Origin of the sequence: Enterobacter cloacae complex sp. 677-3DZ2D5B, from assembly GCF_004136695.1 — a bacterium.
Classification (GTDB): domain Bacteria; phylum Pseudomonadota; class Gammaproteobacteria; order Enterobacterales; family Enterobacteriaceae; genus Enterobacter; species Enterobacter hormaechei_C.
On sequence record NZ_QFLS01000009.1, the window covers coordinates 363,565 to 377,711 of the forward strand.

Consider the following 14,147-nt stretch of genomic DNA (forward strand, 5'->3'; position numbering starts at 1 on the left):
CGGCGCTCTATACTCAACGTGTTGTGACCCGGTCAAGGGATTAACCATTCTGGCAACCTTTTTGCTTAATGTTCTGCGCGCTTCGCGGTGCGTGGGATCCTCGCCGTATTAAGCATGAGATTGCTTCTAAAGTGCATTTTGTTCTCGCTCTTGTTTTTGGATTTACGATGCCATCAGGCGTTCGGGTTTATACCTGGTGCAAAAACCTCTTTGCTAAGGAACATAATAATGTCGCTGAAATTTACCAAAACTCCCCTCTCCCTGGTGCTGGCCGGTTGTCTGGTGACGGCCTTTTCCGCGCAGGCCGATATCGTCATCGGCGTGGCCGGGCCGTTCACAGGCCCGAACGCAACCTACGGCGATCAATACTGGCATGGCGCTACGCAGGCGGCGGAAGACATTAACGCCGCCGGCGGGATCAACGGTGAGAAAATCAAACTGGTTCAGGGCGACGACGCCTGCGAGCCCAAACAGGCCGTCGCCGTTGCCAACCGCTTAGTCGATCAGGATAAGGTGAAAGCGGTCGTCGGCCACTTCTGCTCTTCGTCGACCATGCCCGCCTCCGAGGTCTATAGCGATGCCGGGATCCTCTCCATCACTCCCGGCTCAACGAACCCACTGATTACCGAACGTGGCATGAGCGACATATTTCGCATGTGCGGACGTGACGACCAGCAGGGCCAGGTCGCCAGCGATTTTATTCTTGATAAGCTGAAAGCCAAACGGGTGGTCATCATCCACGATAAAGACACCTACGGTCAGGGGCTGGCGGATGCCACTAAAGCGGCGCTTGCGAAACGCGGCGTTAAGGAGGTGATGTACGAAGGGTTGTCCCGCGGGGAGAAAGACTTTAACGCGCTGGTGACCAAAATCGGCGCACAAAAACCGGACGTGGTGTTCTTCGGGGGCTGTCACCCGGAAGCGGGCCCGCTGGTTCGCCAGATGCGTGAACAGGGCGTGCAGGCGAAGTTCTTCTCGGGAGACTGTATCGTCAATGAAGAGATGGTCACCGCCGCCGGTGGGGCACAGTACACCAACGGTATTTACATGACCTTCGGTAAAGATCCGCGCCTGATCCCGGACGGAAAAGCCGTCATCGAGAAATTCCGCACCGGTAAATTTGAACCTGAAGGGTACACCCTCTACGCCTACGCGTCTGTGCAGGCTATCGCGGCGGCATTCAAGGCCACGAAAGGGACGGATTCCGCAAAAGCCAGCGAGTGGCTGAAGGCCAACCCTGTCGACACGGTGATGGGTAAAAAAGCCTGGGACAGCAAAGGTGACCTCAAAGTCTCTGACTACGTGGTCTACCAGTGGGATGACAAAGGCAAATATAAAGAAGTGCCATAACGGGACGGAATCTGCTCAGCGCCGGCAGGTCTGACTGTCGGCGTAACCCTTATTCAGGTGCGCGACCATGAGTACATTCTTTCTGCAACAATTAATTAATGGCTTAACGCTGGGGTCGGTCTACGGTCTTATCGCCATCGGCTACACCATGGTGTACGGCATCATCGGTATGATCAATTTCGCCCACGGCGAAGTGTATATGATCTCCGCCTATCTCTCGGCCATTGGCCTGGCCCTGCTGGCGTTTTTTGGACTCCACTCCTTTCCGCTGCTGATCCTGGGAACGCTGGTTTTCACCATCGTGGTCACTGGCGTTTATGGCTGGACGATTGAGCGCATCGCCTATAAGCCGCTACGCAACTCGACGCGTCTGGCGCCGCTGATTTCGGCCATCGGGATGTCGTTGATACTGCAAAACTACGTCCAGCTCAGCCAGGGCCCGCGCCAGCAGGGCGTGCCCACCATGCTTGATGGCGTGCTGCGTTTTCACCTTGGCGAAGGGTTTGTCCAGATAACCTATACCAAAGTCTTTATCCTCATCGCCTCGTTCGCGGGCATGCTGGTGCTGACCTGGATTATCAACCGTACCCGCTTAGGACGCATGTGCCGTGCGGTACAGCAGGATCGTAAGATGGCCTCCATCCTGGGTATCAACACCGACAGAATAATTTCGCTGGTGTTTGTTATCGGCGCAGCCATGGCCGGGCTGGCGGGCGTGCTGATCACCATGAATTACGGCACCTTTGATTTTTACGTCGGGTTTGTTATCGGCATCAAGGCCTTTACGGCGGCGGTGCTGGGCGGCATCGGCTCTTTGCCCGGTGCGATGCTTGGCGGGCTGATTCTGGGCGTCGCAGAAGCGCAATTCTCCGGGATGGTGAACTCGGATTATAAAGACGTGTTCTCGTTTGGATTGCTGGTCTTAATTCTGATCTTCCGTCCTCAGGGGCTGCTGGGCCGCCCTGTCGTGGCTAAAGTGTAAGGAACAACGCGATGACCTCTGACGGTTTTTCCCTGAAGCGCTGCATTCTGGACGCAATTTTTTCCGGAATGATCGCCCTGATTATTTTCGGCCCGATTGCGGGTGTGATACTGGATGGTTACAGCTTTACCTTTGGCGGCCAGCGGCTGGCGTGGATTGTTGGCACGGTGATGGTGGGACGTTTTTTGCTGAGCGCCTTTTCAGCTACGGCGGCCGGAAGACGTTTACAGACGCGGTTTGAATCCGACAATGCGGGCGTGTATGTCCGGCCGCCGGCGTATAAAAGCCGCATGCGCTGGATCATTCCGCTGATTGTCACGCTGGCGATCTGCTTCCCGTTTGTAGCAACGAAATACCTTCTGACGGTTGCCATTCTCGGACTGATCTACGTCCTGCTCGGTCTTGGGCTGAACATTGTTGTTGGCCTGGCAGGGCTGCTGGATCTGGGTTATGTCGCCTTCTATGCCATCGGCGCTTACGGGCTGGCGCTCGGGTATCAGTATCTGGGGCTTGGGTTCTGGAGCATGCTGCCGCTGGCGGCGCTAATGGCCGCGGGCGCAGGCGCCCTGCTTGGCTTTCCGGTGTTGCGCATGCACGGGGATTATCTCGCCATCGTCACGCTCGGGTTTGGCGAGATCATCCGCCTGGTGCTGAACAACTGGCTTACCTTCACCGGAGGGCCTAACGGCGTTTCAGCCCCTGCCCCAACCTTTTTTGGCCTTGAGTTTGGCCGACGCGCCAAAGAAGGCGGCGTCCCCTTCCACGAGTTCTTCGGCCTGACCTATAACCCCAACATGAAGTTTATTTTCATCTATGCGGTACTTTTCCTGGTAGTCATGCTGGTGCTCTACATTAAACACCGGCTGACCCGAATGCCCATTGGACGGGCGTGGGAAGCGCTCCGTGAGGATGAGATTGCCTGCCGTTCCATGGGGCTGAATCACGTTCTGGTCAAACTCTCGGCCTTCACCCTGGGCGCATCGACGGCAGGTATCGCCGGGGTGTTTTTTGCCACCTACCAGGGGTTTGTTAACCCGACCTCTTTCACCTTTTTTGAATCCGCCCTGATCCTCGCCATTGTGGTCCTGGGCGGGATGGGCTCCACCGTCGGCGTCGTACTGGCCGCCTTTGTGCTGACCGTCACGCCGGAACTGCTGCGCAGCTTTGCGGAATACCGGGTGCTGCTGTTTGGCATGCTGATGGTGGTGATGATGATCTGGCGTCCTCGCGGTCTGATCCGCATCAACCGCAGCGGATTTACCGTGCGTAAAGGAGTGGCGCCATGAACGCAACGATTTTACGTGTAGAACATCTGATGATGCACTTCGGCGGGATCAAGGCCTTAAACGACGTCAATCTTGAGGTGCAGCGCGGCTCCATTACCGCACTGATTGGGCCTAACGGCGCAGGAAAAACGACCGTCTTTAACTGCCTGACCGGTTTCTACCGGGCCTCCGGCGGCAACATTCTGTTCAATGCACGAAATAAAACCACCAATGTCATTCAGGTGCTCGGCCAGAAATTCCAGCCGGGCGACTGGCTCAACCCGGCGCAGCTTGGTCAACGCCTGTTCTATAAGATGTTTGGCGGCACGCATCTGGTGAACCGCGCGGGTCTTGCGCGCACGTTTCAGAACATTCGCCTGTTCCGCGAGATGTCCGTTGTGGAAAACCTGCTGGTGGCACAGCACATGCGCGTCAACCGCAATCTGCTGGCGGGTGTGCTGAATACCCCTGCGTATCGTCGGGCAGAAAACGATGCGCTGGACCGGGCGTTTTACTGGCTGGAGGTGGTGGATCTGGTGGATTGCGCGAACCGTCTGGCCGGGGAAATGTCCTATGGTCAGCAACGACGCCTCGAAATCGCCCGCGCCATGTGTACCGGCCCGGAGATGATTTGTCTCGATGAACCTGCTGCCGGCCTGAACCCGGTGGAGACGCACAAGCTGAGTGAGATCATCCGGTTCCTGCGCGACCACCATGACATCACGGTTTTGCTGATCGAGCATGATATGGGGATGGTGATGGGCATTTCAGATGACATCATTGTGCTCGATCATGGCGATGTAATTGCCAGAGGTAAATCGGCTGAGATTCAGCACAATGAAAAAGTGATTGCCGCGTATCTGGGCACCGACGAAAGCGAGGTAAATCTGTGAGCGAACCGATGCTTCAGTTTCAGGATGTGGATGTTTTCTACGGGGTGATCCAGGCGTTGAAGCAGGTTTCGCTTGAGGTTAACAAAGGGGAAACCGTTGCCCTGATTGGCGCTAACGGCGCGGGGAAGTCAACATTACTGATGTCTGTCTTTGGTCAGCCCCGGATCCGCAACGGGCAGATCCTCTTCTGCGGCGAGGATATCAGCCAGAAATCTACCCACTATGTTGCCACCGGCGGCATCGCGCAGGCACCTGAGGGACGACGCATTTTCCCGGATATGTCTGTAGAAGAGAACCTGCTGATGGGGACAATCCCCGTCGGCAATCAGCATGCAGCGGAAGATATGCAAAGCATGTTCGACCTCTTCCCTCGCCTCAAAGAGCGACGTAACCAGCGGGCGATGACGCTTTCAGGCGGTGAACAGCAAATGCTGGCTATCGCCCGCGCGCTGATGAGCCGTCCTAAACTTCTGCTGCTGGATGAACCCAGCCTCGGCCTCGCGCCAATTGTGGTTAAACAGATCTTCCAGACGCTGCGCGAACTGGCCCGTAACGGAATGACGATTTTTCTGGTCGAGCAGAATGCGCACCACGCGCTGAAGTTGTCCGACCGCGGCTATGTGATGGTTAACGGCCAGATTCGGTTAAGCGGCAGCGGCGAGGCGTTGCTGAAGGATCCGGAGGTGAGGAAGGCGTACCTGGGTGGAGTGTGAAACGAAAAGGCTATAGTGAGAAAAACTCACAGTGATTGCCATTATTAATCGTTTTTCTGATGCGACCGCATTCAAATATCATCTTCACGACCCGCCTTTGCGCGGGTCGATAAAACGTTCAGCCGCAAACTGAATAATAATGATAAGAGGATCCGGGGCAAATATGACACTTGATGCGTTATATCAGTTATTGAAAACTGTATTACCACCTGACACCGATTCAGCCGATGATTTACAGGATTTTATGGCCATGCTTATGGCGACGAAACATCACTCTGAGGCTCTGTCACCGTTTGCGCAGCGCGTATACATGCTATCCGTTGCCCATCGCGACCCTAAGCAAGCGGCTGCGCTGATTTCAGCCTGTCATCCTGAAGCAGGAAAGCCCCTTCCGCTGCTCGACTTCTCCGGCTGGCCGGACGTGCGTTACGCCACTTCAGGTGAATTACAGACGCCCGAGTCTGAGGACTATTTTCACAAGATTTCGTCTGCCGCCACGCTATTACGCGCGGCAATCATTGACGCTGAGCAACAGAAAAACACGCCAGCATTTTATATTCTGGATAAGGTACTCAGCCTGAACAGCGCTTTGCCAGAACGTTATAAAAAGATGGCAAACATATCTTATTCATAACGGTATTAATAAACCCGACTGTCATCGTATTCCAGATAATCGATATCCAGCGCCGGAACGACCGGGGTATGGTTTTGCAGCCAGGCCAGAAGATGCTGAATGCTCTCTCTTTTGAGTGAATTTTTTGGCCAGACGAGGTAGTAGCCATCCCCCGTCGCAATAGCTTCCCTGAACGGCAGGCCCAGCAGGCCACTTTTCAGGGCATCAAGCGTGAGATGCAGGTCGGCGATAGCGATGCCGTGCCCGTTCATCGCGGCAATACTTCCCTGTTCAAGGGTATCGAACACCATACCGCTGCTCATATCGAGCCCCGGGAACAATCCTGTTCTTCGCAGCCAGCGCCGCCAGTCACGTCTGTCCGGTGAAGGATGGATCAAATCGCATTGCGGAAGCCGTTGCCGGGCCGGTTCGATAAGTGATGGAGTACAAACCGGGATAAGCCATTCATGAAAAAGCAGCTGACTTTCCGTTGTGTCACCAAAACGGCCATTACCAAGAAGGATGGCGCAGTCGTAGGGCTCAAGATTGAAATCAACGGTATCAATGTCCATCCAGACGCTGGCAATCTCAACCTGTGGTTTTGCATGGTTGTTGCGAAAAGATCGCAGCACGTCGAGAAGCCATCTCATGGTCAGGGTGCTGGGTGCTTTTAACCGCAGCAGATGGTTTTCACTGCGAAATGCCCGGCAGGCCCATTCAATGCTCGTGAAGCTCTCGTTCAGCTGTCCGGCAAGCACTCGCCCGGCTTCAGTGACCTCCACGCGAGGACCTTGCCTTTTGAAAAGCTCGCAGTCGAACCACAGTTCAAGGGTACGAACATGTCTGCTGACCGCACCCGGCGTAATATTGAGCGTTTCAGCGGCTTTACTGAAGGAGTTCAACCGCGCAGCAACTTCAAACGCACGCAGTGCATACAATGGCGGTAAAGACATAACGTCCCTTAAATGAAAATTTCATTATGCTAAAACTTGTTCCGGGGCAACGCCAGCAAGTAAATTATGGAGAAAAACAATGATCCCCAATATACCGAGTCATATCGATATGGGTCAAAATCGATATGCAAAAAGCTGCGGACAAACTCGTAGCCATTAGCAAAGATGTTTATCTGAACGGCTGCAACAGCGATTACAAACACCATATATGCGATAAATAGCGGGTATTTATGCAGCCTGTTAACTTTTAGTTTCCCGAGATAAAGCAAGAAAAAAATTGCAACAGATACAACAAAATAGACGATGGCAGGCCAAACGGGTGGATGAAGCGAAAATTCTAATTCTTGCGACATAATCAGTTCTCTTTAGCTATCTGGTACATCTGCCATCCCGTAATGCTCCCAGTGGTCAAATCCAGCGCCATTGCGGTTTTAGATGCCTCTTGCCAACCGTAGTTCATATCCTGTACGTTCGAGAGCTTGTCGCCGGAGAACAATGTTTTGATCATTTGTTGATACCCTTGCCCAGCCCATTTGCAAGCTCTTCCACTTTTTCTAAGGAAAATCCAAATGAAGTTATCTGCGAAGCTGCCGCAGGGCAATCGATGAAACGGAGATATAAGAATTTACGCGATAAGGAAACGCCCTCAACGCATAATGATCGAAAAATTATGGTTGTGCATGGGTCAGGCACGAAAAATAAGATTTGTTGTCAGGAAGGGGGAATTGCAGGCACAAAAAAACCACCTTTCGGTGGTTTCACGACACTGCTTATTGCTTTGATTATTCTGTTTTTTCCCATGGTAGCCGGAGTGGGACTTGAACCCACACAGCGCGAACGCCGAGGGATTTTAAATCACGCGTGTTATCTATAATTATCAGATACATACGTTAATTTTTCGCCATTAATTCATAATTTTAAGATCAAGTGAATCAAAAGCTTACGGTTAACTAAAAATCATAATGGCGAAACTTTTTTGATCCGTTCACTGACAAAGGAGTGTTGTGGAGCGGAGGTTAAAATTCTATCGTACCGACCAAAACCACACAAAAAACCAGCCGCTTATGGCTGGTTATTCATCAGTGAAGCATGGGGAACTTTATCTATATTGCAGGGCAATCATCATCTAATGCACGATTGATGAAGAACGTCACTCTGCCCAACACTTCCACCTCTTCCAGAGCGGTTCCTTCTATTGCCTCGCCATCATCCGTGATCAATGACTTACCCATCAGTTTTGCAAACTGCGTGTGGCCGTCGCACAAAATTAACAATACATCTCCTAGCCTTTTTTTCGTGGCTGGCTCAATGACTGCAAACCCAACATCTGTTTCAAGCACCCTGCTTTCGGCCCCTATGTTGCACAGAACGGATGGAGAAAGTTGGCGTTCGACGTAATCGGTAGCAGGTGATGCAAATCCCATCAGAGGACCCTCCCCATGTTTCTCAGGATCCAGTACCGGTTATCACTACCGTCTGTCGTCTTGTCAGCGAAGCCTGGCTGATTGCGCTCTATCCATGCATTGGCGTCGGCTCGGGTGAAGTGCCAGTTAAAACCACGCAACTTTTCTATAAAGCTGTCTGTTCTCAGGTAGCGGTAGCCCTTTGGGTTAAGCTCTATGGCCGCAATAAAGGCGGCCTGAATATCTGAAATTCGGGGCATAATTTGCACTCCCTTTATTACTGTGTTTATATACAGTAGTTTCAGATGGAATGCAGATCAATTTGGGTTCGCCTATTAATTTTTAAGGCTGAATGTCCCCAGGCTGCTCTGTCAGTTCAAGAGAAGCTTCGGAAGCTCTTGTTTTCCAGATGCTATCCTCTGGCATATCGAGGCGAACGTCGATCCAGCTATTGGCAGGAACATCTATAGGAGCCCCTTTCGTTTTAACAATTTCGCCTTCTTCGCTGAGTATGTATTTCCGCTTAAAAAGCCGAATCGTCAGCCCACCGCTTTCTGTTTGCTCAGCTTCAACGACACCCAGTTCTCCCATTCCACCTGGGTCCATTGGCGGCAGCAGCTGCCAGCCTTCTGATGCCAGGCCTGCCGAACCAGTCAGCAAATAGATACCTACATCTAGCCGGGAAATTTTGATTCCCTCCGCCTCAGCATTAGCCGTACCGCATCCGCACCAGATAAAATCATTTTCATCAATATCTGTGCGCTGATTCTCGTTCTGAGATTTCACGATTCTGGCCACCGGCGAAGCTGCTTTCAGCGTGCCATCGGAGGCTTTAGTGGTATTTTCAGAAGTGTAAACAACTGAGCCTGGCTTCACGGACAGCATTGTTGAGAATGCATCGGTGCCATTATTTCTTCCTGCGATTTGGTAAGAGACGGCACCACCAATGCCTGCAACACCTGCCCTGAAGCGAGGAGTACCGTTAACCATCACTGTATGAGCCCATACACTACCAACAGTTGAAAGTCCTTCAACGGTGAAAGCGTAAGGGTTACCGGCAATACCGGCGATATTCAGGGCATTTGTTAACGTACCACCGCTAAGACTAAGAGCACCAAGTGCTGTTAGTGCGTCATTAGCTGTTTTCGCTCCCGTACCGCCCTGATCGATGCTGAGAGCAGTTGTTAATCCGCTCAGGCTGGTAATGTCTTTGTTTGCACCTTTCTTCGCCAGCGATTTTTGACCCGGTACGGTAACGGCAGTGCCATTGATAGTTATGGTGACATCAGATGTCCCGTTCATTACATCAGCGAACCCGCTCATGTAGCGCTGGTACATCGTGAAGGTTTCAGCGATATCCTGCGCCAGACCATCCACGCTCAGACTGTCACTCAGAAGAATGGCAAATCGGGTTCCGGCGGGAACTGCTGGGTTAGCCGCTGGCGTTACGGTGAGACTTGTTGCGCTGCCAATGGTGGTAATCTGAAATACCTGCACAGGGCTTGTCATTGCAATAACGGTACAGCCGTTACGAATAAGAGAACCAGCAGCAGTGAAGTTTGTGCCGGTACCTGTAAGGGTGTTTCCGCTGATGGCTATAGTGCCAGTAGTATAAATCATGTTTTCTCCAGGCAATAAAAAACCCCGCCGGAGCGAGGTTGATTAAAAAAGGTCTTATCTTGTGCTCTCCCAATAGGGCTGGAGGCCGTTAAGTTGAAGACCACGCACCAGATCCACGAGTAACGATCATGGTTGGTGAATAAATTGAAAAACCAGTCATGCCATTAATTGACACAGTGATGGTGGCTGTAACGGTTCTGGCTGTAACTCCGGCATGTGTGTGTTTTATCGGCACATATGTTACGGCAGATGTCCCCGCATCAGCACCGCTTACTCTGTACCGCCTTGAATTTCCGGCAATATCTATTGTGAAGTCGACCCACCCTGAAGAGTTGCTTCCCAGAACCTTTGCAACAAAGTCAACACTGATAGACTTAGACCTTGCTGCTGTTGTGCTATCGGTGAATGTGATCGTTCTGGTCACGTTCTTAACCCCTGGGTCTGTATCAGCTGCCACATACATATTAGCTACGTCACCAACAAAGCTCTCTGCTTCCACAGCCCCCTTAAATGAACCACTAGTTGCTGTTATCTTCCCAGTAAACTCTCCGTTCGTGGCGTAAACAGTACCTCGAACGGTTACGTTATTGAAAACAGCATAACCCGACTTGTTGATGTGCCAGCCAACGTTCCCGGTGCCGTCCCAGGTTGTCGACTGGATGTAGCTGCCGATTTTGGTATTGTCGATAGTCCCTTCACCGATCACAGTATTCCGGATAAAGGTTTGTCCATTCTGGATAACGAACGGAAGTGTGACCTGTGCTCCGGCCTGGTGAGTGACGGCGAAGCGGTCAGCCAGGAAGATAACCTGCGACTGCATGCCGGAGGGCGTATTCTCAACGCCGATCCCCATCCCTGCCGCGTAAAGCTGACCATTGCTGGATAACCCGACCTTAATGCTGTACATCGCCTTCAGGTCGCCGTTGACGTTCGCAATGGCCTGCGCGTTGGTGGTGATCGCTGAAGTGTGCCCGTTGATGGTCGCCGTGATGCCGTTTATCTGCGTGGCGGTGGCCTGCTGATAATCGGAGAACGTCTGGTTCAGGCTGTTGATGGATGCCTTGTTGCCGTTCACGTCAGTCTGCAAACTTAGCAGCGAACGCGCCGTTGCCTCCCTGTCGCTTGCCATGACGTTATCAATACGATCGATGCCGGCCTTGCTGTCACCGTACTGCGCGCTGAGTCTCACCCGCTGATCAACCTGCGCCAGCGTACTCGTTATTAGCGCGATAGCGTTATTCTGGATGCCGCCGCTGGCAGTATCGGTTCTTGCTCCCAGCTCCTCCAGACGGGATGCCATTGATGAAGTCGTGTCGGTGACAACCTGTCGCAACGTGGTGATATCAGCAGTGTTTTGTGAGCTGGCTTGTTCAGCTGCATCTGCCTTACCTGATGCAGCGTCAGCTTTACTCGAAGCCGAATCAGCTTTATCAGAAATGACCTGAGTACTCGCAGTGAGCTGATCAACAGCAGTAGCCCTTGCCTGAGCTTCATCTGACAGAGCATGCCTTACCTCGGTAATTCCCGCTTTGTTCTGCGCTGTTTTTGCCTCAAGACGGATAACATCCGTTACGCGTGCCTCCGTCTCAGTAGCGATCACCTCCCGGAGCTGTTCGAAAGTCGCAGAGTTAGCGCCTTGTTGGGCTGTCTGGCGCACGACAACATCGGCAATAGCCAGCGCGTTTCCGATGATTGCTTCAGCGGTCTGCTTGTTCGAGCCAACCGCAGCAGCAAGGCCGTCTGCGTTCTCTTTGATTGCATCAGCCAGTTCTGCCAGTTTTCCGCTGCTGTCCACCGCGTTCTCGATCAAGTCTTTGAACGTATCGGAGCCTTTCATGTCCTCCAGGATTGCATCGGTGATATCGGATACATCAATGCTGGCCTGACCGCGCACAAAGTCTGTATACCCTGATTCGTTTCCGCTTCGGTCAACCAGCTGCGCGCGGTACCAGAAAATTTGCCCAGCCTTAAGGCCCATCTGCTGATATTTGCGCTGCGGGTAAGGCACATCGGCCAGCAGCATCGCATCGTCTTCCGTCCCGGTCGGGCTGTACTGAATTTCCGTCTTCAGCGTGTCGTCGGTATTCGCCGGGAATCCCCATCTCAGCTCGATACCGAATACCACATTATCGGAAGCGATAAAGCCGACCGGTTTCGGCGGATTGCCCACTTTACCCGTCAGCGTTTTCTCTTCCGAATATCCCCATCCGGAAGAAATTTCTGCGGCATTGATGGCGCGTACACGTACCAGATAGCGTCCGGCATAAATCCCAGGAACGTCGAAGGACGTGGTGGAGCTGCGCGGCACGTTAACCCAGTTTCCGTCGTTGCGGCGCCATTGCGCTTCATAGGCGATAGCGTTCTGCGCCTGGTCCCAGCTCACGCGCATCGTTTCGACGCTGATATTTTGCTGCACCACCGAAAACGAGCTGATCACGATGTTCGCAGGCGGCGACTGGTTGCCCGGCGGGATCACGCTCACCGGCCGCTGGTCAATGATGGCTCCGGTATCGATTCGGGCATATTTATCCGGATCGTGCCATGCACCGGTAATGGTGAAAGTGCCATCATCGTTATCAGCGACACTCACAACACGATACTGCTGCGCGTAGAGTTCGTTTGACTCAACCACCCAGACAGCTTCGGCCTGAGGCGTCTCACTGTACGCGGTGGTGACTGTGACCGATTCACCGTTAACCGCCTGAATGGTCCTGCTCTGTGACGCTCCGGAGGGAAGGTTGAGGATAAGACGATCACCTGCTGCTGCATCAGCTACACGGTCAAGTTTGATAACTCGACCGTTAACAGCGCTGATGCGACCGCCCATAACCTTTCCGGAAAGCAGCTCGTCTGCCACAGCGATGATATAGCCTGGCTGCGGTATGTTTCCGTCCAGCCCGACATCAAACGAAACAACGCGATCCTTGTTGTTGGTGAGAATACCCCAGCGCCCCTTTCGGTTCGCTTCTGACTGCCTGGTACAACCGATGGCTGTCATTTCCAGCTGATTGAAGCCGTACCGCGCCACCAGCGCCTGCTCGAATACAGGTTCCATCGCGTCAGCGTAGGCGTTACCGGGATCGGACCATGAAACCAGCGCTGTAGTGTAGCGGGTTTTCGTGGTGCTGCTTGAATAGGTGAAGCGACCGCCAACAACGTTAGCGCGCGTGTAGCTGTAATCCACATCGCGCGGCATGTCTGCCAGGGCAACAATCTGATCGCCGCCCCAGTAGGTCATGCCACGGAAAATAGCAGCAAAATCACGCAGGACTGTGTAAGCATCATTCCGGTCCTGAATGTACACATTGCAGATATACCGTGGTTCGGTTCCATTACCTCCTTTACCGTCTGGTACCATTTGATCGCAATACTGGGCGACCTGATAAAGTATCCACTTATCGATGTTTGCGGCAGTCAAACGGTGACCGAGGCCGAACCGTTCAGAAACAACCAGATCGTAAAAAATCCACGCAGGGTTATCCGTCCATGCCCACTTAAAAGCCCCGGTCCATGTACCACTGTATGATCGGGTTTCAGGGTCGTAAGTATCAGGAACGCGAATAACGCGGCCACGTGGTTCACAGGAGATCTGAGGGATAGAGCCATTAAACTGGCTGGAGTCGAATTCGATGTACAGCAGCGCGGTGTTCGGGTATCGCAATTTCGCATCAATCACCTCAGTGAAGCTCTGTAGCGTCATCGTGTCGCCGATCTTCGCACTGTTGGCGTCAGCGGTAATTTTGCGCAGTCTGATTGTCCAGGTACTGCCAGCCTGAGGTAAATCAATACGGTGGCTACGCTCGTAACCTGAGGTCGTTTTCCCGGTCACGCTGGTATTAAGGACTGTCTGCCATGTCCCGCCGTCCATCTGCAAGTCAATCGCATAATTAACCGAGTAACCAACCAGATCGCCATCGTCCTCCTGCTTGAAAAGCGAAGGCCATTTCAGGCGTAAACGAACCGCCGAAAGCTGTGTATTGGTGAAGGTTCGTGTCCACGCTGTAGCGCTCGTTACCTCGGTTCCCACGCTGATTTCGTTTTCGGTACCGGGGATGCCCTGAATGTACTTCTGGGCCTGAGTACCCGAGCGAAATTCCCATGTAACGCCGCTGAAGTTTTGGGAGCCGTCGGCGTTCTCCAGCGCCGTTCCGTCCAGGTAGATATCCTTCCCGGTGAGCTGTCCAGCAAACTCCCCTTCCCCAAGCGCAACGAGGATCTTTGCCTTCGCTACAGATTGCAGATCATCAGGCTGTTCGGTAGGAGTTCGGGAACTGGAGCTTCCCCCTTTTCGTCCGGTAATTTTATTCACCATATCGCGCCCATAAAAAAAGCCACCCGAAGGTGGCTTGTAAAAA

Annotated in this window: 13 protein-coding genes; 6 read left to right on the forward strand and 7 right to left on the reverse strand. The window is 52.9% G+C overall.

The window, feature by feature from the left end:
- Positions 1-228 precede the first annotated feature (228 nt).
- The 6 genes from DD597_RS15135 (at position 229) to DD597_RS15160 (ending at position 5,837) form a co-directional block, all read left to right on the forward strand.
- Entirely contained in the window at positions 229-1,350 is a 1,122-nt protein-coding gene (locus tag DD597_RS15135; RefSeq protein ID WP_003859669.1) for a branched-chain amino acid ABC transporter substrate-binding protein, read from the forward strand.
- A 67-nt stretch (positions 1,351-1,417) separates the two neighbouring features.
- Positions 1,418-2,332 carry a branched-chain amino acid ABC transporter permease gene (locus DD597_RS15140; protein WP_003859667.1) on the forward strand — a complete coding sequence of 305 codons (915 nt, stop codon included), beginning with the start codon at positions 1,418-1,420 and terminating at the stop codon, positions 2,330-2,332.
- A gap of 11 nt (positions 2,333-2,343) precedes the next feature.
- Positions 2,344-3,618: a high-affinity branched-chain amino acid ABC transporter permease LivM gene (gene livM, locus DD597_RS15145; RefSeq protein ID WP_050871216.1), complete on the forward strand. Its 1,275-nt coding sequence runs from the start codon at positions 2,344-2,346 to the stop codon at positions 3,616-3,618.
- Positions 3,615-4,490, forward strand: a complete 876-nt coding sequence (locus DD597_RS15150) for an ATP-binding cassette domain-containing protein (RefSeq protein WP_129256351.1) — start codon at positions 3,615-3,617, stop codon at positions 4,488-4,490. The genes livM and DD597_RS15150 overlap by 4 nt, the downstream gene beginning before the upstream one ends.
- Positions 4,487-5,203 carry an ABC transporter ATP-binding protein gene (locus tag DD597_RS15155; protein ID WP_045348815.1) on the forward strand — a complete coding sequence of 239 codons (717 nt, stop codon included), beginning with the start codon at positions 4,487-4,489 and terminating at the stop codon, positions 5,201-5,203. Before DD597_RS15150 ends, DD597_RS15155 begins: the two co-directional genes overlap by 4 nt.
- 163 nt (positions 5,204-5,366) lie before the next feature.
- Entirely contained in the window at positions 5,367-5,837 is a 471-nt protein-coding gene (locus DD597_RS15160; protein WP_032659207.1) for a hypothetical protein, read from the forward strand.
- Positions 5,838-5,842: 5 nt separating this feature from the next.
- Here DD597_RS15160 and DD597_RS15165 read toward each other — a convergent pair whose 3' ends face one another.
- The 7 genes from DD597_RS15165 to DD597_RS15195 form a co-directional block, all read right to left on the reverse strand.
- Positions 5,843-6,769, reverse strand: a complete 927-nt coding sequence (locus DD597_RS15165; protein ID WP_022651459.1) for a LysR substrate-binding domain-containing protein — start codon at positions 6,767-6,769, stop codon at positions 5,843-5,845.
- Between the two features lie 29 nt (positions 6,770-6,798).
- On the reverse strand, positions 6,799-7,122 hold the full coding sequence (locus tag DD597_RS15170; protein WP_003859653.1) for a hypothetical protein: 324 nt from the start codon (positions 7,120-7,122) through the stop codon (positions 6,799-6,801).
- 2 nt (positions 7,123-7,124) lie between these two features.
- On the reverse strand, positions 7,125-7,277 hold the full coding sequence (locus DD597_RS24865) for a hypothetical protein (RefSeq protein WP_154816366.1): 153 nt from the start codon (positions 7,275-7,277) through the stop codon (positions 7,125-7,127).
- A gap of 595 nt (positions 7,278-7,872) precedes the next feature.
- A complete protein-coding gene (locus DD597_RS15180; RefSeq protein ID WP_129256352.1) occupies positions 7,873-8,193 on the reverse strand; it encodes a hypothetical protein in 321 nt (106 codons plus the stop codon).
- Positions 8,193-8,432 carry a hypothetical protein gene (locus DD597_RS25185; protein ID WP_022650864.1) on the reverse strand — a complete coding sequence of 80 codons (240 nt, stop codon included), beginning with the start codon at positions 8,430-8,432 and terminating at the stop codon, positions 8,193-8,195. Before DD597_RS25185 ends, DD597_RS15180 begins: the two co-directional genes overlap by 1 nt.
- Before the next feature lie 82 nt (positions 8,433-8,514).
- The gene (locus DD597_RS15190; protein ID WP_129256353.1) at positions 8,515-9,792 is read right to left on the reverse strand and encodes a phage tail protein; all 1,278 of its coding nucleotides are present in this window, start codon (positions 9,790-9,792) and stop codon (positions 8,515-8,517) included.
- Positions 9,793-9,880: 88 nt separating this feature from the next.
- On the reverse strand, positions 9,881-14,104 hold the full coding sequence (locus DD597_RS15195; RefSeq protein ID WP_255571171.1) for a phage tail protein: 4,224 nt from the start codon (positions 14,102-14,104) through the stop codon (positions 9,881-9,883).
- Between the last annotated feature and the right edge of the window lie 43 nt (positions 14,105-14,147).